Origin of the sequence: Paenibacillus glycinis (assembly GCF_009909185.1) — a bacterium.
In the GTDB taxonomy this organism is placed as follows: Bacteria; Bacillota; Bacilli; order Paenibacillales; family Paenibacillaceae; genus Paenibacillus_Z; species Paenibacillus_Z glycinis.
Genome location: NZ_JAAAMV010000027.1, coordinates 46,239 through 68,716 on the forward strand (window position 1 = coordinate 46,239; position 22,478 = coordinate 68,716).

The following is a 22,478-nucleotide window of genomic DNA, read 5'->3' on the forward strand; positions in this document are numbered from 1 at the left end:
GTATCCATGCGCCTCGCACCTGAAATTTTGCGCCTCCAGGCAAAAAATGAGACCTTATGCGCGCGGCTCCCCGCGGTTTACAATACATGCATAGAAATAAAAGCGCTTACAATCAAGCTGCTTCAGGAGGTTTATCCGCATGAGCGTCAATCCGGGCTACGAGCTGTCCGTCCGCGGGCAGCCGGCAAGCCGCAAAGCCAAATTCGCGAAGACGGTCCGGAAATTAATCGGACAAAGGTATCTGCAGGTCATGGCGCTGCTCGGCGTGGCGTGGATGGCGATCTTCAACTACATTCCGATGTACAGCGTCATCATCGCCTTCAAGGAGTTCGACATCGTCCATTCCGTCGGCGAGGCGCCGTGGGTCGGGCTCGCGCATTTCCGCGAGTTTCTGGACGACGACGAGCTGCCGGGGGTCATCTGGAACACGGTCGGGATGAGCCTCATCAAGCTGGCGATCGGGTTTCCGCTGCCGATTATCTTCGCGCTCTTCCTGAACGAGCTTCGCTCGCTGCGGCTGAAGAAGGCCGTGCAAACGATCTCGTACCTGCCGCATTTCCTCTCGTGGGTCATCCTCGGAGGGATCTTGACCACCTGGCTCGCCGACATCGGCATCGTCAACAAGCTGCTGATGGCCCTCGGCTTCATTCACGAGCCGATCAGCTACCTGGCGGAGCCGAGCTACTTCTGGTCCATCGTGATCAGCTCGGATATCTGGAAGGAGCTCGGCTGGTCCGCGATCATCTACCTCGCCGCCATCGCGGGGGTATCGCCGGAGATGTACGAGGCCGCCACGATCGACGGGGCCGGACGGTTTCAGAAGATGCGGTTCGTCACGCTTCCCAGCATCCGGGGCACGATCACCATCCTGTTCATTCTCGCGGTCAGCGGCCTGCTCAATTCGAACTTCGATCAAATTCTCGTGCTCCGCAACTCGCTCAATGAAAGCGCCAGCAACGTCATCGACGTGTACGTCTACCAGACGGGCATCATCAGCAGCCGCTATTCGTATTCGGCCGCGGTCGGCCTCATCAAGTCGATCATCGCGCTGCTCCTGCTCCTGATGGCGAATTCGGTATCGAAGAAGCTGAACGATACGTCGTTATTTTAACCTTAAAGGTGGGAAGCCCGATGTTCACACTCCGAAGGAAAACCGCCGGCGAGGCGATATTCGACGCGGCCAACGTCGCCGGCATGCTCCTGATCTGCTTCGTCACGATCTATCCCATCTGGTACGTGCTCGTGAATGCGTTCAACGAAGGACAGGACGCGATGCGCGGCGGCATCTACTGGTGGCCGCGCGTGCCGAGCCTGGACAGCTTCCAAGCCGTCTTCGCCAATCCCGGCATCATGACGGCGATGGGCATCACCGTCTCGAAGACGCTCGCCGGCACCGCCGCGCACGTCTTCTTCACGGCCATGGTCGCCTACGCGTTCTCCAGGCGCGATCTCATCGGCCGGAAGGGTTACATGCTGATCGGCACGGTGACGATGTTCTTCAGCGGCGGGCTCATCCCGTCCTATCTGCTCGTCCGCGATCTGCATTTGCTGGATAACTTCCTGGTATATATCATTCCGGCGATGTTCAATTTCTTCGATCTCATCATCTTCCTGGCGTTCTTTCGCGAGATTCCCGCAGGGCTGGAGGAAGCCGCGAAGATCGACGGTGCCAACGATTTCTCGATCTTCGTCCGCGTCGTCATTCCGGTCTCGATGCCGGTCATCGCGACGATCGCCCTGTTCCACGGGGTGTATCAATGGAACGATTACTTTACCGGGATGATCTACATCAACGACATGGATTTGCAGCCGATCCAGACGTTCCTGTACCGCGTCATCGCGCAGTCGAGCTCCAATCTGATGATGGCGGCGATGCCCGGCGGCATCACGAAGAGCGTAACTTCGCAGTCCATCAAGCTGGCGACGATGGTCGTCACGACGCTGCCGATCGTGCTCGCCTATCCGTTCCTGCAGAAGTATTTCGTTAAAGGTCTAATGATCGGCTCCATTAAAGGTTAGGCGGTTCGTCCTTGCCCGGCGTCCTTGCCGGAGAGGACTTATAATAAGCGAAGCAAAGGGGTAGAAGACATGGGACAAGGCAAGATTGGGCGCGTGCTGTCGCTTGCGACGGCGGCGGCGCTGGCATTCACGCTGACGGCTTGCGCCGGCAACGACGACGGGAGCAACGGCGGCACGGCAAGCAATACGGGCAACGCCAAGAACGATGCGGCAGGCAACACGGGCGGCGACAAAGGCGGGAACAAAGAGACGCCGGAAGCCAAGCCCGTATCCGCGGACGAACCCGGCTGGAAAGCCGATACGTCGCCGATCACGTTCGACTGGTACCTCAACTTCTCCTGGTTCCCGAACAAATGGGGCGTGGATGCCACTTCGCAGTACATCACGAAGAAGACGGGCGTGAACATTAACTTCATCGTGCCGGCCGGCAACGAGAACGAGAAGCTGAACACGATGATCGCATCCGGCTCGCTGCCCGATTTCATCACGCTCGGCTGGAGCGAGGACGGCGTGAAGAAGATGATCGAAGGCGGCATGGTCGAGCCGCTCAACACGCTGGCGGACCAATACGATCCGTATTTCTTCAAGGTCGCGGATCCGGCCAAGACGTCCTGGTACACGCAGGCGGACGGCAACGTGTACGGGTACCCGAACGCGTCGTCCTCGCCGAAGGACTTCGAGAAATACTCCCGCGAATATACGTCGAACCAGACGTTCGTCGTGCGCAAGGACATGTACGAAGCGCTCGGCAAGCCGGATATGCGCACCAAGGAAGGTTTCTTGAACGCGCTCAAGCTGGCGAAGGAGAAATTCCCGGACGTGAACGGCCAGCCGCTCATTCCGCTCGGCCTGCACGAATTCACGGAGACCGGCAACTACTCCCTGGAAGGCTACCTGCAGAACTTCCTGGCCGTCCCGTACGAGAAAGACGGCAAGCTGTATGACCGCGCGACGGATCCGGAGTACGTGAGCTGGCTCAAAACGTTCCGCAAAGCGAATGAAATGGGCTTGCTCGCGAAGGATATCTTCATCGACAAGCGCCCGCAGATGGAAGAGAAGATCGCGCAGGGCCGCTACTTCGCGATGCTCTATCAGCGCAGCGATTTCGCGGCGCCGCAGAACGCGCTCTTCGCCAAGGATCCGAATTCGGTGTACATCGCCGTGGACGGACCGGGCAACGAAGCGCTGGATCCGCCGACGTTGTCGGGTCCCGGCATCTCCGGCTGGACGGTCACGCTCATCTCCAAGAACGTGAAGGACAAAGCCAGGGCGATCCGATTCCTCAGCTACCTGATCAGCGAGGAAGGCAACAAGGATCTGTTCATGGGCGAGCCCGGCGTGACGTACGATACGACGGACGGCAAGGACGTCTTCAAGCCGGAGGTGCTGGAGCTGCTGAACAAAGACCGCTCCTCCTTCGACAAGAAATACGGAGCCTCGTATACGTTCTGGATGCTGATGGACACGAACATGAACTTGAAATGGGCGCCGCCGAGCGTCGAGCCCGCCAAGCAAATGGAGGATTGGACGAAGGGCAAGACGACCAGCTTCTCGCAATTCGACCAGATCAATCCGACGGGCAACTCCGCGGAAGGCATCGCCAACACGAAGATCGGCCAGACCTGGGGCAAGACGCTGCCGAAGCTGCTGCTCAGCAAGTCGGACGACGAATTCGACAAGCTGTTCAATGACTTCCTCGACAAGCGCAAGAGCGCCGGTCTCGACAAGGTGCAGGCTTACCAGCAGCAGAAATACGAAGAGAACGTGAAGAAGCTCGCGGAGTTTCTGAAATAATCGGCAAGCGCTCCCGGACGAATCATCGTACGTTCGAGCATAACGGGCAGCCGGCGGTCTTCCGCCTTCGGCCAAGCGACGCGGCACTGCCGCGGGGCTTGGTTACGGGGGAGACCGACGGCTGTTCCTGCCCGTTTCGGGGATTATTTCGCGAGAGCCAATTCAATCGGGATGAATTATAATAGAGGTTCCGGCGAATTCGGAACGAACGGCTGCGGCCGCGGCTTCCTGCGCTTATCCCAACATGGCGGACGGTGATTCCAATGGCCCGTTGGCTTCGCATGCTGGCTCGCGAATGCCTCTTCAAGCTCGAGCGGCTGTCCCTGCAGAAACGGCTGATCATCGCGTATATCCTCATTCTGCTGCTGCCGAGCCTCTTGATTTCGTTCTATATTTTCAACGAGCTGAACGACAATTACATGAAAGACATCGTGAAGAAGAACGAGAATCAGCTGGAGATCGAGCGGATCAACCTGAACAATAACATCGAGACGATGGAACGGGCCGCGCAGCTGTCCCTCTCCGACAAAGAGGTGCTCTATTATTTGGAACGGACGAGCGAGCCGGACGCGGCGGAGCTGATCGCATTCGACACGACCGTCGTCTCGAACATCCTGCGTCTGCAGTTCAACAATCCGAATATCGAGCATATCCGGCTCTTCTCCAATAACAAGCGGATCAACGAGATTTGGCCGGTGATTCTGCTGGAGAAGCGCATGCAAGCCGAGCCTTGGTACAAGAAGGTCAACGAGCTGAACGGCACCGAATGGTGGTATTTCGACCGCATGGACCGCGAACCCATTCGCCCCGTCGTGGCGGACGCGAAGGAATACAGGCCGAAGCTCTCGCTGCTGCGCGAGATCGAGTACCCGACCGGCCGGCATGTCGGCATCATGCAGGTGGATATGCTGCTGACGAACGCCTTTCCCAACGTATACCGGGGCGCGAACGACGAGGGAGGATCGCAGATGGTCATTTTCGACCGGGAAGGGAAAATGTTCAGCGGTCCGAACGAGACGCTGCTGGCGGATAACGGACTGACGGAGGCCGACGTCCGCGGCGAACTGAACGCGCATCTGAGCGGGGCGCAGGGCCATTATTTGTTCACGCGGAACAAAACGCCGTTTCTGAGCAATTACATCTATGCCGAGAAGATCGACGCTTACGTGCTGAACGTCGTGTCGCTCAAGCATGTATTCGCGGATATTAACCGGACGCGCAACAAGATCATCTACGCGAATATCGGCTTGCTGGTCATCCTGTCGATCGCCACGTATTTTCTGAACGCGCTTATTCTGAAGAAGCTCCATATGCTGGCTCATTTCATGAAGAAGGTGCGCCAGGGCGACTTCGATTTCGACTTCACGATTCGGGGCGGGGGCGAGGTAGGCGAGCTTGCCCATCATTTTCGGAAGATGCTCAAGAAGATCAACGAGCTGATCGCGGACGCCGTCACGAAGCAGGCCGCCTCCAAAGAAACGGAGCTGCGCTCGCTGCGCAATCAGATCGATTCGCATTTCCTGTACAATACGCTCGAGAATATCAAAATGCTGGCGGAAATCGAGAATCAGCCGGTCATTTCGGATGCGCTTACATCGCTGGGCGGCATGATGCGCTACAACCTTCGGTGGACGAGCGAATACGTGCGCCTGAAGGATGAGCTGGGCCATATCGCCAACTATATCGCCGTGATGAATCTTCGGTTCGATCATGCGATCACCCTGAATATCGACGTGCCGGCCGAATATCTGAATCAGGAGCTGCTGAAGATGTCGCTGCAGCCGGTCGTGGAGAACGCCGTCAAGCACGGCATGAAATTCAAGTCCTCCGAGGCGCGCGGCATGGTCGTCTGCATCTCGGCAGCGCGGGACGTTCACGCCATCGCGATCGACATTGCCGACAACGGCGTCGGCATGACGGCCGAAGCGGCGGGGAGGCTCAACCGCAAAATCGCCGGCGACGAATCGGCGTTCGCCGCGTCCGGCGACCGCTTGGCGCTGCCGCACGAGAAGCAGAGCGAGGGAAGCGGCATCGGGCTGCGCAACGTCCATCAGCGGATTCAGCTGTTTTACGGCAAGGATTACGGCTTGTTCGTCGAAAGCCGAGAGGGGGAATGCACGCGCGTCCGATTGCGCATTCCCTACTATATCGTGAGCGGAGGGTAATCCGGTATGCGGACATTGCTCATCGTCGATGACGAGAGGAACATCAGGCTGGGTCTGAAAGCGATCATCGAGCGCGGATATCCGGGCCGATACGAGCTGCTGTTCGCCGCCGACGGCGAGGAAGCGCTCGGCTTGATTCGGGAACGCGCGGTCGAGATCGTCATTACCGATATCCGGATGCCGGGCATGGACGGGTTGGCGCTGATCGGCGAGCTCGCGCGATGCGAGACGAGGCCGATCGTGATGATCCTGAGCGGCCATGACGATTTCCGCTATGCGCGGGAAGCGATGCAGCATGAAGTGAAAGAATACCTGCTCAAGCCGATCGTGCGCGACGAGCTGTTCGCCGCGCTGCAGCGGGCGGAGCGGGACCTGGCGCGCAAGACGGCGCTGTCCGAGCGGCTCGGGGAGATGCGCCTCTACCGCGAGGAGCTGCTCGCGAGCCAGCTGAACTATATCTTTCTCCATCCGACGATGGAGGAAGCGGAGATCGCGGAGCGCTGCGGGAAGGCGGGCTGGGAGCAGCTGTTTGCCGCGCGCGGCGCGAACGGCGATCCGGAGCCGGCGATTGACGCATCCGGCGAGGCGATTGCGGGTTCGGGCGCGCCGGTCGGCGATCCGGGCGCGGCAAGTGCGGGTTCCGGCGATCCGGCCGGCGATCCGGGCAGGGCGAATGGCAGCCATCGCGCATCCTCTCCGGCGGAGGAGACGTATTATGTGGCGCTGCTGCAAGCGCAGTTGACGAGCGGAAAAGCGGAAACGCTGATCGCCCGATTGGCAGCCGAGCCGGGCGGGGAGCGGTTTTATTTTAAGGATAAGGACGACCGGCTCGTCATCCTGTGCCGCAGGCTCGAGCCGTTGCATCGGCTGTTGGCCTTCATGAACGAGCGCGGCCTCGCGGGCGCGATCGGCCTCAGCGAACGGATGACGGGCTCCCGTCAGGTCAAGCACGCGTACGCGCAGGCACGGGAAGCGCTCCAATACGGATTTTTGCAGCCGAGCGGAGAGCCCGCCCTGCTGGTCTTCGACGGCAAGAAGGCGCGCCTGAAGGAGACGCCCGTTCCCTTGGAGGACATCCGCAAGCTGGCGAACATGCTCGGCACGGGCCGCGACAAGGAAATGAAGCAGCTCTTGGCCGAGCTGCTGGATCCGAAGCGGCTGGCCGCCTTCGACATCGCGTACATGGAGGAGATTAGCAGACAGCTGAACGAGCTCGTCTTCGACGCCGTGTTCCATCAGTACGGGGAAGAGTCGGTGGAGATTCTGCGGATCTACAAGAAGGTCGGCTGCATCTACGGCTTCGAGTCGATTCACGACTATTACCATGCCGCGGAAGAATTGCTGGTTCGGCTCAGCGAGTACGTGAGAAGCCTGCGCTCCGTGCATGCCGAGCATAGGGAGATGAAGAAGGCGGTCAGCTACATTCACGAGAACTATCATCGCGACCTCAACATGGCGACCGTATCGAACCATGTATCGCTGAATTATTCGTACTTCAGCCAGACGTTCAAGGAGTTCACCGGCGAAAGCTTCGTCGTGTACCTGAAGCGGGTGCGAATCCGGCAAGCGAAGGCGCTGCTGGAGGAAACGGATGTCCGCATCTACGAGATCAGCGAGCGGGTCGGCTTCGAGAACGCAAAGCAGTTCAACCGCGTCTTCCGCGAGCTGGAAGGGATCTCCGCGATGGAATACCGCATGAAGCATGCGGCGGCGGTTCGCCGATAACCGCATGGCCAAAGGAGCGATGATGGAAGCGATGAACGAGAACGAAAGATTGCGCGCGTCATTCGAGCAAGCCGCCTCGATCTATCAGCAGGCGCGTCCGGATTATCCGGAAGCCTTGTTCGATCGTCTGATCCGGACGACGCAGTTAAAGCCTGGAGCCCGTCTGTTGGAAGTAGGGTGCGCGACGGGGAAGGCCACGCTCCCGCTGGCGAAACGCGGATTTGCGATCACCTGCGTCGAGCTTGGCGCGGAGCTCGCCGCGGCAGCCCGGCAAAACCTGATCGGAACGGAAGTTGACGTCATCAACGCGAACTTCGAGGACTGGCAGCCGGCGGCGGGAGCGGGGTTCGATCTGGTCTACGCCGCGACCGCTTGGAATTGGGTGGATCCCAAGATGCGGTATCGGAAGGCGTGGCAGGTCCTCCGTCCAGACGGACACCTGGCATTTTGGAATGCCGCGCATGTATTTCCGGACGGCGGAGATCCGTTCTTCCGCGATATTCAAACCGTATACCATGAGATCGGAGAAGGCCGCCCGGTCGCCGACAACGATTGGCCGCGTCCCGGCGAGCTGCTCGAACAGAAAGCGGAGATCGAGGAAAGCGGACTGTTCGAGGTTGCCGAGATCCGGCATTTCGATTGGGAGCGCGTTTATCGCGCCGAGGCGTACATTCGACTCCTTGAGACCTTCTCCGGGCACATCTTGATGGAGCAAGGGAAGCGCGACAAGCTCTTCGACGAGATCCGGTCGCGCCTGAGTCGGCGTCCGGATCAATCGGTTCGTCGCCACTGGGGCGCCGTTCTCCATATCGCCCGCCGGAGGAGCTGACCCGCCGACCCGTCGCGAGCCTGCCCGCGTACCGGAGAAATCAGGCGGCAGCAGGGGTGCGATGGGAACGATGCCGCGGGGCGCTGCGGTTTATTGCGAAGGGGATCGCGCGCTTGCGTAATGACAAGCACGCGATCCCCCTGCCGCGTTTACCGGGAACGTTTGACGGGAGCATGATTTCATGCCCGAACGCGGACTTGCACGATAACCGTGTTTCGCCGCCCGTTAGATGCGAACGGCGTACAACGAACCGTTGGACAACATGTACCACGCGCCCATTCGGATTTGCGAAGCGCCGGGCGCGCCGAATACTTGCTCCCGGTACTGGAACTTCGCCGGACTTCGATTAATGCTTACCGGCTTGTCCTCTTTCATGTACTGGAGATACGTTTTGTCGTTGAACGTGAACGCTACCGTGCCGTCCGGCCCCAGATCGTCGATCGTAAGCGGTGCGCTTGTCCAGGACCACCAATGCGGGCTAACGAAAACCCGTTTGACGATGCCTTCCGGCGACCGGACGTTGACGACTTTGCTGCTTATGGCCCGATCGTATTCGATATAGGCAATCCATCCGTTGTTGATGCGGTAAGAAACGCCGGGTTGATAGCTGACGAACGGGTTCACCGACAAGGTGGCGACCGTATGATCTTCGTTGCGCAAGCGTAGCGCCCATACATGCTTGGCGTAATTATTGCTCTCGACGAGTTCCCGGTAGAGGATGCGTTTGCCATCCGTCAGCGGTCCGTAATAACCATAGGACCATCCGTGCGCAAGCGGTACCACTTTGTTGGAAGGCTCGGCCAGCTGCGTGATCGTGCCGTCGGGACGCGCCTGATAGAGCGCAAACGCGTTCACGGGCGGAACCGGAGCCGAATAAATCATGGTGCCGTCGGCCGAGAACTCGATTCTATCAAAGCCCAGATCGCGGACTTGTCCCGTCGAGAGGTCGACGTTATGGCGGCTCAGCAGCGCGTACTTGCCGTCTCCCCGGATCGCGAACAGCTCCTCGCCGGTCGCAATTTGCGTCGCCTGTCCGTTTTTCCAATTGTATACCGAGCTTACCCGCGGCCAGACGTCGATTTTCGGGTCGCTGTTCAGGTTGTACACGACGCCTTGCGCCGACAGCTTCGCTTCATGAACGATGTCCGTCGTACCGGTACCGTCGTAGACTTTGACCTGCGTGCCGTTCGCGCGGTTATACAGCCAAAGCACTTTATCGTTCGACGTCCATACGATGCGGCTGGCGTCGAAATCGAGAATGATGCCGTCGAACGCGTTCAGGAGCGCTTTCGTTGCTTTGTCATTCACATCGGCGAACGTCTTCAACGGGAGCATAACGAGCATCGGCAGCATGAATGCCAATACGAATGGTAACAATCGTCGCTTCATCGGATTACCCCTAACCGTAAGTTTTTTATGAACCGGCAATCTCTCCATACATAAAAGAAAACGGCTTGCATATCCTCCTATGCATTTATCCAGAATCATCCATAGTATAGCTAAACGTATATTCGCATTTCTTGCTTCGAACATCCTAATTATGGGATATTTTCCTGAGTTAGAGGACCTAAAAAATGGGTATTCGTTTTGTAAGATAAATGTAATGAGAATGAAATTCAATCTTTAACTTGTCTTAAGGCTGCAAGGCTATACTAGAACTCGACCCCCCTTTTAGTATATATACCTTAGACTCGCGGCCCGTTGCTGCGAGTCTCTTTTTTTTGCCGCGGGCGGCTTGATGCGGCTGCGATCGACGTTATACTAGAAGAGTCTCCTGAATATAGGAAATGGGGTCTTCGGCTGTGCTATATCGGGCGCCTGTCGTCGCGCGAAGGGAGAACGTGCATGATTGCCGGTTACTGGAACAGGATTCGCCTGCTGCAAAAGTTAATCCTGATCGTGATATTATTTCTGATCTTTCCTGTCCTCGTCATCGGTTACGTTTTGTTTTCCGCCAGCCTCTCGCTCGCGCAAAAGGAAGGCCGCGATATGCTGGAGAAAGTGGCCTATCAGCTGAACGAGAACATCGAGTACCGGATAATCGGCTATCAAAATACATTGATGCAGCTATCGCTCGATTCCGGAATTACGACAACGCTTACACAGTCCTATCAATCCCTTGGCGAAGAAGTCATGGGCCTGCAGCAGATCAATTCCGCGGTCAGTCGCATCCGATCTTACTTTCCCATGAAATCCGTTCGGTTCTATAAAAGCAATCCCACCTTGCATGAGGACGGCGGCACGGTCCTCAATATGGAGCGGGCCGATAAGCAAGCGTGGTACGCGGATATGAAGGACGAGAACCGCTCCTTTTATTGGTATTTCAATTGGAAGAAGGACCATTCCGAGCCTTCGCTATTTCTAAGCAAATGGCTCGTGGATTATTTGTCGAACGAGAAATACGGGATCATCCACGTCGAAGTAACGAACCGGGCCTTGTTTGACCAGATTACCAACCCGCTGGCGCAGAAGAAGGGCGGGTTCGTCGTGCTGGATAATCAGGGCAAGGTGCTTGCCAATGAAATCGATTCGGCGGGAGTGGGCGAAGGGGGCGGCGATGTCGCGCAATATCCCTATTTGAAGAAGGTATACGAGGCCAAGCAAGGCTGGTACTCGACCAAAATCAACGGTTTGCAGAGCTTGGTCGTCTACGAGACGAACCGGCTCGATTGGAAGGTAGTGACGATCGTCAGCCAGGAGGAATTGTGGCAGAAGCTGCAGCTCGTCAAAAAAGCGGCCATAGCGGTCAGCATGCTGTTCGTGGTGCTGACGGTGACCGTGCTCGCCGGCTTCGGATTACGCACGACCAAGCGCCTCAATTTCCTCGTTCGAAGCATGCGCAGGGTGCGCAGCGGCGACATGGGACTTACCATCAAGGTGCACAGCAAGGATGAGCTCGCCGATCTCGAAGAGGAATTCAACGCCATGTCCATTCGCCTGGATCAATCCCTGCGGGAGATGTCCGAAGCGAGGAGCCGCGCCGAGACGGAGAAGCTGAACCTGCTGCAGGCGCAGATCAATCCGCACTTCCTCTATAACACGCTGGCGCTCGTCAAGAGCATGGCCATGGACGTCGGATCGTCCGAGATTAGCGGCACCGTGGATGCGTTGGCCAAATTTTTCAGGCTGGCCTTGAACCGCGGGGGCGATATCCTCCCCTTCAAAGAGGAATTGGAGCATGTCAAGGCGTATCTGGATATACATGAATCGCGGTATCCCGGCAGGCTTATCGTTGCCTTCGATGTGGAGGAAGCGACGTTAAGCTGCGATATCGTCAAAATCACGCTGCAGCCGATTGTCGAAAATGCCCTGCTTCATGCGTTCGTGCATACCGGAGGAAGGGGCCGTCTCTCGATCACCGCATCCATGCGGCAGGATACGCTGTGCATTACGATTGCCGATAACGGCTCCGGCATATCGCAGGAGCAGCTGGGGCACTTGCTTGAGAACGCTTACGGCGCCAGCGAACGCGGGGGGTTCGGGATGTATAACGTGAACGAGCGTTTGAAGCGTCATTATGGAGAATCGTATCAATTGCTCATTCGGAGCGCGCCGGGAGAAGGTACTACGGTTCAATTGTTCATCCCGCAAAAAAATGGGCTGATCGCAACGGCCGGTTGAGATGGGAGGCACCATGGAAATCAACGTATTCGTCGTGGATGACGAGGAGCGTCAGCGTCATTCCATCGTCAGGCATATTGCATGGGAGCGTTACCGCATGCGCGTGACCGGAGAATGGGAGGCTGCCGAGGAAGCGTTGGAAGGCGCCAAGCAAATGCCTCCCGACCTGTTGATCACGGATATTCGTCTGTTGGGAACGGATGGCCTGGAGCTGTCCGCTCGGATGAGAAGGATGAATCCCCGCATGCGCATCATTATGGTAACGGGGTACGAGGAGTTTCAATATGCCAAAACCGCGCTCGATATCGGGGTCGATGCTTTTCTGGTCAAACCGATTATTTTCGAAGAATTGAATGCCATATTGGAGCGGGTATATCAAGAGGAGCAGTCGAACCTGCTCAGAAGCCATGAAACGATGAGGATGCGGGAGCAGATTGACGTCTGCAAGCCGATCGCGCAGGAGCAATTGATGCAGGAGCTCATCCATGGCCTTATCGTCGGCGAAGAGGCCGTTCGGGCGCGTGCGGACGCACTGGACATGCTCAAGGGAACGGGAACGCGGCTTGTGCTGACGATCGTTTTCCAATCGGACCGTTCTCCTTCTCTTCCGACGGCCGAGCAAGCCCGTCTCGAAGGAAGCGGAATCGAAGAAGCGGCGGAAGCCGCGTGCGGCTCGCTGCTAGAAACCAAGATGACGTCTCAGCGCGGAAATATCGTGCTGATTCTCCAAGGCCGAATGGGGGTCGATTTCGAGGCGGAGACCGAACGGTGCGTCCGGCGTCTCTGCGCGGCGCTGGTGAACATGAACGACGGCAACGCGCGGATCGGCGTCGGGCCGCCTGTCGCCAAACTGAGCCAGCTCGGCGATAGCTTTCGCTTGGCGCAAAAGGCGGTCAATCAAGGACTGCTCGGCGGCGGCGAGCGGGTATACAGCTGGAAGATGCTGAGGGAGCAAGGCGTCGGGGCGGAGAAGAGCCTGGAAGAATTGACCGCCGATTTCTTCGCGGTGCTCGGGGCAGGAGACGGGCAGAACAGTTTAAGTCTGCTGGGCGAAATTCTTAACGGTTTCGCTGGAAATCGCCGCAAGCAAGGCGCCGAATTGCGAAGCTTATGCATGCACCTGATAAGCGGCGCCTACCGCTCCGCTTCGGAGATCGGCGACGCGAACCGGCAGTTCGGTTCGGAACAAAAGCTGTGGGAGCAGCTCCTCGAATGCCGGGAAGAGCCGGAGCTGCTGCAGGAGACCGTCCATATGATAAGCAGCCTGAGCCTTTTCATAGCGGAACGCAAAAAGAGTCACGCGCAGATCGTCGTTCAAAAGGCGCTTGCGTATATGGACGGACATTACAAAGACAATTTGTCGCTGCGCTCGGTGGCGGAGTCGGTCTATCTGAGCCCGAATTATTTGGGTGCGCTATTCCGTGCGGAGCTCGGCGTTTCCTTTACCGACCAGTTAATCCGGATCCGCATTCAGAAAGCCAAGGAACTGCTGCAGCATCCGGAGTTGAAGTTGTACGAGGTCGCGGAGAGCGTGGGGTACCAGAACATCGGTTATTTTACCGGGCTGTTCAAACGCGTGACAGGTTTGAGTCCCAAGGAGTTCCGGGACTTTCAAGGCGATTCCGATCGTTGATTTGCGATGAAGGGCGATGCGCATGCGGCATCGCTCTTTTTTGTTTCGAATGAAAGCATGATCATGCGAGAGCAGCATTAATCATGCCATGCGATAATTGTAAACGCTTTAGCCGTCGCTTATAGTCAAGTAAGCGTTGCATTTGGAAGAGAAAGGAGATTCGCGCATGAACCGCTTGCGGATGATCAAACAGAAAGGTTACCTGCAGTTGTACGGGTTTTTGCTGCCGGGCATCGCGTTGGTCGTCCTGTTCAACTACATCCCGATGTTGGGCTTGCAGATCGCTTTCCGGGATTACAATTTCAGCGACGGCATCTGGAAGAGTCCGTGGATCGGCCTGCAAAATTTCAAGGAATTCGCGGCAAGCCACGATTTTTGGAAAGCAACGGGCAATACGCTGCTGTTGACGTTCCTCCGGCTGTTATTCGTTTTTCCGACCACGATCGTCGTCGCCCTGCTCATCAATGAAATTCGAGCCTTCCGCTTCAAGCGTATCGTGCAATCGCTGAGCTACCTTCCGCATTTCGTATCCTGGATCGTGGTCGTCGGCTTCCTCGACGCGTTCTTGTCGATCGATGGAGGCGGCATGAACTCGCTGCTTCACAGTTTCGGCGTGCAGCCGATCGCCTTTATGGGGTCGGAGACGTGGTTTCGTCCGATTTTCGTCCTGAGCAGCATGTGGAAGGAAGTCGGTTGGGGTACCATCTTGTACTTGGCTGCCATCTCCGGCATCAATCCGGTGCTCTACGAGGCCGCGGTTATGGACGGGGCCGGACGTTTCGCGCAAATGCGCTACATCACGTTGCCCAGCATCGTGCCGATTATCTCGATCGTGCTCATTCTTACCGTTCCCGGACTGCTCAGCGTCGGTATCGATCAGATCTATACCATGATCAACCCGGCCAATATCGGCGTCGCCGAGGTCGTCGATACTTATGTGCTGCGGCTCGGCATCGGTCAAGCCCAATACTCGCAAACAACCGCGATCGGGCTTGTGATGAGCGTGATCGCGACGGTGCTGCTCGTGCTCAGCAATATGATTTCCAAGCGTATAGGCGGCGACAGCTTATGGTAAGGAGGAGGTGAGCGCATGGGACGTCTTACGCTCGGAGAACGGACCTTTACGGCAGGCAGCGCGATTCTGCTGACGATCTTTGCTTTTCTATGCTTTTATCCATTCTGGTATATCCTTATCCTCTCGCTCAACGAAGGGAGGGACGCGAGTCTTGGCGGCATCTATTGGTGGCCGCGGATGCTTACCTTCGACAATTATCGCGTCATGCTGTCCGATGATACGATTCTCAATGCCTTCTGGGTCACGGCGAAACGTACCGTCATCGGTACATTCGGCTCTCTGCTGGTTACTTCTCTCGTAGCCTTTGCCTTGTCCCGCAAAGAACTGCCCGGCAGGCAATCGTTTTTGTTCGTCTTTCTGTTCGTCATGCTGTTCAGCGGCGGGCTCATTCCCTTCTACATTCAGTTGATTCATCTGGGACTGATCAATAACTTCTGGGTGTACGTCGTTCCGTCCCTATTCAGCGTCTGGAACATGTTCGTCATGAAAACCTCTTTCCAGAACACCATCCCGGAAAGCGTGGTAGAGTCGGTAAAGCTGGATGGCGGCGGTTACCTGCGAATCTACGTTCATATCGTGCTGCCCTTCTCCATGCCGTTATTCGCGGCGCTTGGCTTGTTCACGGCGGTCGGCCAATGGAACGACTGGTTTACCGGCGCCTTCTTCGTCAACGATATTCATTTGCAGCCGCTGCCCACGTATCTGCAGCGCATGCTCAGCACGATCGAAGCGAGTCAAATGATCAGCTCGAGCCAGATGACGACGATGAATGCGGCCCGTCTCTACAATCCGGACGCGATTACGCCGAAGTCGGTGCGGATGGCGACCATCATGATTACCGTCCTGCCGATCCTGATCGTCTATCCGTTCGTGCAGCGATTCTTCGTGAAGGGCGTGCTAATCGGTTCGGTCAAAGAGTAACGATGCTCGCTTGCGTAGCCATGCGTTAGTTGACAGAGAGGTTAACGAATCACGCAATATATTCCGAATAGGGGGACATTCTTCATGAAACAAGGAATGAAGTTCAGCGCCAAATGGATCCTGGGCGCGACGCTGATCGCCACGATGCTGGCGGGCTGCGCGAACGATGGCGGAGCGAACCAAGGCGAAAACCAAAGCGGACAAGCAAGCCAGGACGGGAATGCGGAGACCTCGGCCGAGCAGACGAATTACAACCTGTACGCGCCGGCGATGACAACCCCGATCAATCTGGACGGCCCGATCACGCAGGAGGTCATGAAGCAATCGGGCATCCATTGGGATAAAGTCGAGATCGGCAATGGAGGGGATCTATCGCAACAGATCAATCTGAAGCTCGCTGCCGGCACATTCCCGGACGCCATTATTCTGCCTTCCGATAGTCTCGTATGGTCGCGCCTGATCAACGAAAAGAAACTGCTTCCTCTGGATGACTATTTTAATGATCCCGAGCATTATCCGAATCTGGCCAAAATCGACAAACGCATCATCGATTATTGGCGAGCAAGCGACGGACATATCTACTTCGTGCCTTCCGCATACGAGCCGGTCATCGAGAATCCGTCCGCATGGCAGGGCAACGCCCAGGGCTTATGGATTCAAAGTACGCTGCTGAAGAAAGCGGGGATGACGAACGAAGACCTGCGGACGATCGAAGGACTCGAGAAATACCTGAACGCCATCAAAGGCTACAAGGACGATCAAGGGCGCAGCATCATTCCGTTGTCGCTCGGCGGGGAGAATTTCGCCGGACTCGAGATCGTCATGTCCATGTTCGGCGTTCGAAGCACGGACAACGGCTTTAACGAGCAGCCGGACGGTACGGTCATACCGGACTACAAGCTTCCCGGCTTCAAGCAGGCGTTCCAATGGCTGAATCATCTCAATCTGGACGGCCTGCTCGACCCGGAGACCGCGTTTCAGAAGAAGGATTTGTTCAAGGAGAAGGTAAACAATTTGCGCTTTGGCGCGATGCTGTTCGGCGGATGGGACAATCCCAACGTAACGACGCTGAAGAATCATGGCATTCCCGAGGCGATCACCTATAACGAGCTCGAGAAGAAAGGGTTCCCCGACGGATGGTTCTACCCGACGGAACTCCCGACCGTGAAGGACGTGAAACCGGCCCAATACGCCAACTATAATCCGTTCGGTACCAATGGCGCCGGAATCAGCGCAAAGATCAAAAATCCAGATCGGATCATGAAAGGCATCGATTGGATGCAGACCGATGAAGCCTTCATCTTGATGGAGTACGGTCCGGAGAGCATGGGGGCTTACAAGATGGAGAACGGCGCCGCCGCCGAAACCTACGACGTTTTTCGGGGACCCAAGTTCTGGGGCGGAGACAACGGAGGCATGGCGAGCGTGACGCAGTACGGATTTTGGTGGTGGAAAAATCTGGCGAGCGTGGGCAGCTCGCATATCAAGACGGTGGAATCGCCTTGGCCGGCGTATAACGCCATGCTGTACGAGGCGGAAGAGATCAACCACAAACAAGGAACGTTCGGGCTGACGCCGAAAGAAGCGCGCATTAAACCGGTGATCGGCGGCACGGTGGAGAAATACGGTCCCGTACAGAGCGATATCCGACTGAAGTATTATGCAAAAATGCTGCTTGCCAAAAACGATAAAGACTTCGATACCGCCTATGATCAATTCTTGAACGAAATGAAAGTTCGCGGTCACGACGAAGAAACCATCGCCGAATTCAACAAAGAATACCAAGCGTACAGCGATACGCCGGCCGGAAAAATCACGGTCGATATCAAGAAGACGCTCCCCCGCAACGTCTATAGCGACAAGCCGGCCATTATCGGGGAATTAACGGATGGAGAGTGACGATATGAATCAAGCAGCAGCGGTCTATCCCAATCGAGTCAATATCATTAATTTCATCCGAGGCTTCGAGCCGCGGGAACCGATCGACTTGGTCGAGCCGGTCAAGGAACAGCTGGCGCTCGTGCGGAAGCACGGATTACCGGCGACGTGGCTGCTGCAGTACGATGCGCTGATCAACCCGGAATTCACGGAGCTGCTCCTTCGCGAAGCGGACGATTCGCAGGAAATCGGCGTTTGGTTGGAAGTCGTGCAGCCGCTGGCGGAAAAAGCCGGCATTCCGTGGCGGGGACGCTATGCCTGGGATTGGCACGCGCATATCGCCTTCACGGTAGGCTATTCGCCGCAGGAGCGGGAACGGCTTGCGGATGTATTGATGGAGGACTTCCGGGATCGGTTCGGCTATTACCCCAAATCGGTCGGATCGTGGTTCCTCGATGCGCATGTGCTGGGTTACCTATCCGACAAGTACGGCATTATCGCCTCCTGCAATTGCAAAGACCAGTGGGGGACCGACGGCTACACGCTGTGGGGCGGTTATTACAATCAAGCCTACTACCCGAGCCGTCTCAACGGCTTTATGCCGGCCCAGACCGAGGCCTGCCAAATCCCGGTTCCGGTGTTCCGCATGCTCGGAAGCGATCCGATCTATCAATACGATGCCAGGCTTGGCGGCAACGGGCAGAGCGTGATCACCTTGGAGCCGGTGTACGCGGGAGAAGAGGGCGGCGGCGGCATTCCGGCGTGGGTCAGATGGTTCTTCGACGTCAACTTTCGCCCGGAACAGGTTTCCTTCGGTTATACGCAGGTCGGACAGGAAAATTCCTTCGGGTGGGCGCTCATGAAGGATGGTTTGACCGATCAGGCGGAACTGCTCGCGGCCGGCCAAGCGGCAGGCCGATTGCGCGTCGAGACGCTGGCGGACTCCGGACGCTGGTTTAGACGGCAATATCCCGTCACGCCTGCTTCCTCGCTATGCGCACTTAGTGATTGGAGGGGGGAAGGCCGTCAGTCCGTCTGGTATTATAACCGGTACTATCGGTTTAACCTGTTGAATAACGATGGCGAGCTCTGGATTCGCGATATTCATCTGTTTGACGAGCGTTACGAGGAACGGTACTTGCGCGAGACGTGTCCGGACAAATACAGCCACTATGATACGCTGCCCGTCGTGGACAGCGCCCGCTGGAGCAAGGAGCACGCATCGGCCGGCCTGCGTCCAGTCGCGTATGACCAAGAAGGACGGCCCGAGCCGCTCGTCGTCTCTTCGCTGGAAGTGGATGAATCCGTGCCGGGCGAGCTTGAGATCCTGATTCGGCTGGAAGCGGGGGATACGCTTCGCATCCGCTGTTCGGAGCGGGAGATCGGCTTTATTGCAAGCCGTTCCGACTGGGGACTTCAGCTGTTATGGAACGAGGCGTCCGAGCTTCCGGAGATGCGGCTTGAATCGAATGCGATCAGCTATGTTTTTCACGGTCATCCGTATCAGGTTCAATGGAGCGACGCGCTGTCGCACACGCCAATCGCGCGCGATTCGTTCGCTTTGCCCTCCAATCGTGTTCGGGAGGGGCAGCCTGCGTTCGCGGGCGGCATCTCGATTCGGGCTGCCGAGCGCGAACTGAGCATGCGTTTCTGATGCAAGGCGTTCTATTTCATCATTCGCAAGCGGCTTAACGGTGCCCGATCGGGCACGTCCCCTTTCGGTATACAGTGCATACGTCCATGTCGGACGGATAAACACTGTAGACCGAGAGGTTTTTTTTGCGGTAAAAGATAGAACCGGGGGCAATAGTTGCGATAAGGTATAGTGGAAATAGGTTATCGTTCGGAGGGTTATATGAAGATAGCGGTTGTATCGCGTTTTTAATGAACGAACGAAGGAGCGCGATGTCCATGGAAATTCCAATTCAATTCGATAACGGAAGATTCAAACCGCTGACAGTCTACATGCAGGACGTGAAGAAGAGCTGCGGCGCATCGGATGTTGAACAAGTATGCGGACGATTACACGGCGGATCAATTCGCGTTCAATGGCTTGCTATTGGATTGTTTATCTCGATGAACGATCTAGAGGGATCCTAGCAATACCGTTCATGAAATCGCCAAAGACGGCAAACACGCGCTGCGGCTGTAATCGGTATAATAATCATGTAAAGCGTTACCTGTCTTCTAACCTGAAGAGGCGGTGAATGCGATGGGGTTTTGGTTCAGAAAGAACAAAGAACGGATCCGTTCGGAGGGCGTGCAAGCTTCGTCCGATCCAAGCGAGGCAATTCCCGGCAAGGTCGCGGAAGAGCAGGCGGCCAGCGACGCTGCCGTACCATCCAGGCAGTATTGGAACTCCGGCATGTCCGTGCAGGACTGGATGAGCGAGATGTTTCGGGAGCAGGAACGGAAAGGGGCTTTCGAGCATTTGGCGGGCAGAGGCAAGCCGCTCGATGTCCCGTCAGGCGACGTGACCGGCAGCATCCTAAAGGAGGCGAACTTCTTGCCGGCTTGGGTTACGCTGCAGCATGAAATCCGGGATCAATTGCAGCGGCTGCTCGAGACCGGTCCTTCCGTTCTCCCGGAGTCAGCGCTCGATGAGATCAACGCGAAGATTACCAAGTACAACGGCATGGTGCCGAGCCCGATGCTGCAGAAATGGAAGCTGACCCGGGAGAACATGCGGCTGCAATACGAGCGTTGGAAATAGGCAAAACGAAAGCGGCCGGTCGGTGGACCCGCCGTTTTTTTTGTTGACGACCCGCTTAATCCCCGTGCCGGAAACGATCGGCTGCACGCAACGCCGATAGGCGTAAGATCCGCGCGGAAGCTTAGAGCCGAGCGCTGGTGAGAATCACTTTAACGGCGAGGTATTCTATTATAAGGAGCGTCTCCGTTATGGTAAGATTAGAAGGAATCGTGATACAAATTTGGCTAAAATCGCTCAAAAAGATTGTGAGAACCGGAGTGTGTACATATGGACCCGCATGAAGCTTATCTAAGGCAGATTCAGCTCAAGAGACACGCGATCCCATCGTACGACGTCTATCCGTTTAATTTGGGGATCATCCAGAACCTCGACAAGCTCGATCTCCACCCGAAAGTCACTTATTTCGTCGGTGAAAACGGAATGGGAAAATCGACGCTGATGGAATCTATTGCGGCAGCGTGGGGATTTAATCCCGAAGGCGGGACGCTGAATTTCACGTTTTCGACGCGATCTACCCATTCCGACCTCTATGAATATATCCACTTGATACGGGGCTCGCTCCGACCCAAGGATGGTTTCTTTTTAGAGCGGAAAGCTTTTATAATCTGGCTACGAATATGGATGAACTGGATCGTTCGGAGCGAGGGCGTCCGATCAGAGACTCGTACGGCGGAAAATCCCTGCATGAACAATCGCATGGAGAGTCGTTCTTCGCGACGTTCGTCCACCGTTTCGGCGGCAAGGGATTATATATGTTGGATGAGCCCGAGGCTGCGTTGTCGCCGCTGCGGCAAATGTCGATGCTTGCAAGAATACACGACTTGGTACAACAAAACGCGCAATTCATTATCGCCACGCATTCTCCGATCCTGATGGCATACCCGGATTCGATCATTTATCATTTGAATCCGGATGGAATCGAGATCCAGGCTTTGGAGGATACGGATCATTACGTGATCATGAAGTCGTTTTTGAATAACAAAGAAAAAATGATGCAACGGTTATTCGATGAAAGCACGGACGACGAGTAAGAAATAGGGATGGGAGGAAACCAGGTTGGCAGATCAAGCTCTCGATTGGCGGCATTGGCGTCCCAAGAAATCGGTCACGAAGTGGTTGCTGGATGCAGATCCTTCGATCCGTTGGCAGGTCATGCGCGATATAACCCGCGAGCCGGAGGAGATCGTCGACGCGGAACGCGCGCGAGTCGGGGAGGAGGGCTGGGGCGCACGCCTCCTCTCCCTGCAGGCGCCGGATGGCCGCTGGGGGGCTGACCTTGATCCATGGCCGTTGAAGCATACGATCTTCTCGCTGGTCCTGCTGAGGGATTTTGGATTGAATCCGACGAGCAGGGAAGCCCGCGGCATGATCGATCTGGTGCGCGACCGCGTGACCTGGCAGCAGCTTGACGGCAGGCCTTTTTTCGACGGCGAAACCGAACCCTGCATCAATGGCAGGATCCTGGAAGTTGGCGCCTATTTCGGCGCACCGAGCGACCGGCTGGCCGATCGCCTGCTCGGCGAGCAGCTCGAGGACGGGGGTTGGAACTGCGAGGCTCCGCCAAGCCGGCGTTCCTCGTTCCACAGCACGATCTGCGTGCTGGAGGGACTGCTGGCATTCGAGAAAGCCAAAGGCGCCGACGCTGCCGTGAGCGAGGCCCGCAGCCGGGCCGAGGCGTATCTGATGGACCGAGGCATGTTCCGATCGCTGTCGACCGGCCAGTTGATCGACCGCAATTGGATGCGGTTCTCGTTCCCGCCTACTTGGCATTACGATATTCTCCGCGGCCTGGACTACTTGCGCAGCGCCGGCGTACATCCCGATGAACGGATCGCAGAAGCCGTTGCATGGGTGGCGAAGAAACGACATCAGAACGGACGGTGGCCGCTGCAGAATCCGCACGCCGATCGAATCGACTTCGACATGGAAGGCCGGGCAGGCACGGCTAGCCGTTGGAATACGCTCCGGGCGTTGCGGGTGCTGGATTGGTATTCGGCGGCAAAAGAAAATGATATCACGCGATCGACTGTTTAGGCATCTCGAGAAAATTATACCAACCAAAAACGGAGCGGCTGCCGAAGGCAGCCGCTCCGTTTTCGCGTGTT

General features: G+C 56.7%; 16 protein-coding genes and 1 pseudogene. 16 read left to right on the forward strand and 1 reads right to left on the reverse strand.

Features of this window, described 5'->3' with window-relative positions; all coding sequences use genetic code 11:
* Positions 1–139 precede the first annotated feature (139 nt).
* From GT019_RS26210 to GT019_RS26235, 6 genes are all read left to right on the forward strand, one after another.
* The gene (locus GT019_RS26210) at positions 140–1,111 is read left to right on the forward strand and encodes an ABC transporter permease (RefSeq protein ID WP_161746405.1); all 972 of its coding nucleotides are present in this window, start codon (positions 140–142) and stop codon (positions 1,109–1,111) included.
* Between the two features lie 20 nt (positions 1,112–1,131).
* Positions 1,132–2,019 carry a carbohydrate ABC transporter permease gene (locus tag GT019_RS26215; RefSeq protein WP_161746406.1) on the forward strand — a complete coding sequence of 296 codons (888 nt, stop codon included), beginning with the start codon at positions 1,132–1,134 and terminating at the stop codon, positions 2,017–2,019.
* A 69-nt stretch (positions 2,020–2,088) separates the two neighbouring features.
* Positions 2,089–3,813 carry a type 2 periplasmic-binding domain-containing protein gene (locus GT019_RS26220; RefSeq protein WP_235949418.1) on the forward strand — a complete coding sequence of 575 codons (1,725 nt, stop codon included), beginning with the start codon at positions 2,089–2,091 and terminating at the stop codon, positions 3,811–3,813.
* A gap of 263 nt (positions 3,814–4,076) precedes the next feature.
* Positions 4,077–5,978: a cache domain-containing sensor histidine kinase gene (locus GT019_RS26225; protein ID WP_161746407.1), complete on the forward strand. Its 1,902-nt coding sequence runs from the start codon at positions 4,077–4,079 to the stop codon at positions 5,976–5,978.
* 6 nt (positions 5,979–5,984) lie between these two features.
* Complete coding sequence (locus GT019_RS26230) at positions 5,985–7,703, forward strand: response regulator (protein WP_161746408.1); 1,719 nt, start codon at positions 5,985–5,987, stop codon at positions 7,701–7,703.
* A 31-nt stretch (positions 7,704–7,734) separates the two neighbouring features.
* The gene (locus GT019_RS26235) at positions 7,735–8,532 is read left to right on the forward strand and encodes a class I SAM-dependent methyltransferase (RefSeq protein ID WP_161746409.1); all 798 of its coding nucleotides are present in this window, start codon (positions 7,735–7,737) and stop codon (positions 8,530–8,532) included.
* A 225-nt stretch (positions 8,533–8,757) separates the two neighbouring features.
* Here the strand turns inward: GT019_RS26235 and GT019_RS26240 are convergent, their stop codons facing one another.
* Positions 8,758–9,921 carry a hypothetical protein gene (locus GT019_RS26240; RefSeq protein WP_161746410.1) on the reverse strand — a complete coding sequence of 388 codons (1,164 nt, stop codon included), beginning with the start codon at positions 9,919–9,921 and terminating at the stop codon, positions 8,758–8,760.
* 456 nt (positions 9,922–10,377) lie between these two features.
* On the opposite strand from GT019_RS26240, the gene GT019_RS26245 reads away from it, so the two are divergent.
* The 10 genes and pseudogenes from GT019_RS26245 (at position 10,378) to GT019_RS26290 (ending at position 22,407) form a co-directional block, all read left to right on the forward strand.
* The gene (locus tag GT019_RS26245) at positions 10,378–12,153 is read left to right on the forward strand and encodes a sensor histidine kinase (RefSeq protein ID WP_161746411.1); all 1,776 of its coding nucleotides are present in this window, start codon (positions 10,378–10,380) and stop codon (positions 12,151–12,153) included.
* Between the two features lie 13 nt (positions 12,154–12,166).
* A complete protein-coding gene (locus tag GT019_RS26250; RefSeq protein WP_161746412.1) occupies positions 12,167–13,786 on the forward strand; it encodes a response regulator in 1,620 nt (539 codons plus the stop codon).
* A 166-nt stretch (positions 13,787–13,952) separates the two neighbouring features.
* The gene (locus GT019_RS26255; RefSeq protein ID WP_161746413.1) at positions 13,953–14,861 is read left to right on the forward strand and encodes an ABC transporter permease; all 909 of its coding nucleotides are present in this window, start codon (positions 13,953–13,955) and stop codon (positions 14,859–14,861) included.
* Positions 14,862–14,876: 15 nt separating this feature from the next.
* The gene (locus tag GT019_RS26260) at positions 14,877–15,782 is read left to right on the forward strand and encodes a carbohydrate ABC transporter permease (protein WP_161746414.1); all 906 of its coding nucleotides are present in this window, start codon (positions 14,877–14,879) and stop codon (positions 15,780–15,782) included.
* A gap of 84 nt (positions 15,783–15,866) precedes the next feature.
* A complete protein-coding gene (locus GT019_RS26265; protein WP_161746415.1) occupies positions 15,867–17,681 on the forward strand; it encodes a type 2 periplasmic-binding domain-containing protein in 1,815 nt (604 codons plus the stop codon).
* 4 nt (positions 17,682–17,685) lie between these two features.
* The gene (locus GT019_RS26270; protein ID WP_235949420.1) at positions 17,686–19,314 is read left to right on the forward strand and encodes a hypothetical protein; all 1,629 of its coding nucleotides are present in this window, start codon (positions 17,686–17,688) and stop codon (positions 19,312–19,314) included.
* 257 nt (positions 19,315–19,571) lie between these two features.
* Positions 19,572–19,760, forward strand: a complete 189-nt coding sequence (locus GT019_RS26275; protein WP_161746417.1) for a hypothetical protein — start codon at positions 19,572–19,574, stop codon at positions 19,758–19,760.
* Between the two features lie 112 nt (positions 19,761–19,872).
* Positions 19,873–20,373 (forward strand): DnaJ family domain-containing protein, encoded by a 501-nt coding sequence (locus GT019_RS26280; RefSeq protein WP_161746418.1) that lies wholly within the window; start codon positions 19,873–19,875, stop codon positions 20,371–20,373.
* Positions 20,374–20,640: 267 nt separating this feature from the next.
* Positions 20,641–21,404, forward strand: a pseudogene (locus GT019_RS26285) (AAA family ATPase).
* Between the two features lie 25 nt (positions 21,405–21,429).
* Positions 21,430–22,407: a prenyltransferase/squalene oxidase repeat-containing protein gene (locus GT019_RS26290; protein ID WP_161746419.1), complete on the forward strand. Its 978-nt coding sequence runs from the start codon at positions 21,430–21,432 to the stop codon at positions 22,405–22,407.
* Positions 22,408–22,478 lie beyond the last annotated feature (71 nt).

What these genes read in the sequence shown, in the direction of transcription:
- GT019_RS26215 (WP_161746406.1), top strand. Translation starts at nt 1,132, where the DNA reads ATGTTCACACTCCGAAGGAAAACCGCCGGCGAGGCGATATTCGACGCG.
- GT019_RS26255 (WP_161746413.1), top strand. Translation starts at nt 13,953, where the DNA reads ATGAACCGCTTGCGGATGATCAAACAGAAAGGTTACCTGCAGTTGTAC.
- GT019_RS26230 (WP_161746408.1), top strand. Translation starts at nt 5,985, where the DNA reads ATGCGGACATTGCTCATCGTCGATGACGAGAGGAACATCAGGCTGGGT.
- GT019_RS26245 (WP_161746411.1), top strand. Translation starts at nt 10,378, where the DNA reads ATGATTGCCGGTTACTGGAACAGGATTCGCCTGCTGCAAAAGTTAATC.
- GT019_RS26235 (WP_161746409.1), top strand. Translation starts at nt 7,735, where the DNA reads ATGAACGAGAACGAAAGATTGCGCGCGTCATTCGAGCAAGCCGCCTCG.
- GT019_RS26265 (WP_161746415.1), top strand. Translation starts at nt 15,867, where the DNA reads ATGAAACAAGGAATGAAGTTCAGCGCCAAATGGATCCTGGGCGCGACG.
- GT019_RS26225 (WP_161746407.1), top strand. Translation starts at nt 4,077, where the DNA reads ATGGCCCGTTGGCTTCGCATGCTGGCTCGCGAATGCCTCTTCAAGCTC.
- GT019_RS26240 (WP_161746410.1), bottom strand. Translation starts at nt 9,921, where the DNA reads ATGAAGCGACGATTGTTACCATTCGTATTGGCATTCATGCTGCCGATG.
- GT019_RS26280 (WP_161746418.1), top strand. Translation starts at nt 19,873, where the DNA reads ATGGGGTTTTGGTTCAGAAAGAACAAAGAACGGATCCGTTCGGAGGGC.
- GT019_RS26275 (WP_161746417.1), top strand. Translation starts at nt 19,572, where the DNA reads ATGGAAATTCCAATTCAATTCGATAACGGAAGATTCAAACCGCTGACA.
- GT019_RS26250 (WP_161746412.1), top strand. Translation starts at nt 12,167, where the DNA reads ATGGAAATCAACGTATTCGTCGTGGATGACGAGGAGCGTCAGCGTCAT.
- GT019_RS26260 (WP_161746414.1), top strand. Translation starts at nt 14,877, where the DNA reads ATGGGACGTCTTACGCTCGGAGAACGGACCTTTACGGCAGGCAGCGCG.
- GT019_RS26220 (WP_235949418.1), top strand. Translation starts at nt 2,089, where the DNA reads ATGGGACAAGGCAAGATTGGGCGCGTGCTGTCGCTTGCGACGGCGGCG.
- GT019_RS26270 (WP_235949420.1), top strand. Translation starts at nt 17,686, where the DNA reads ATGAATCAAGCAGCAGCGGTCTATCCCAATCGAGTCAATATCATTAAT.
- GT019_RS26210 (WP_161746405.1), top strand. Translation starts at nt 140, where the DNA reads ATGAGCGTCAATCCGGGCTACGAGCTGTCCGTCCGCGGGCAGCCGGCA.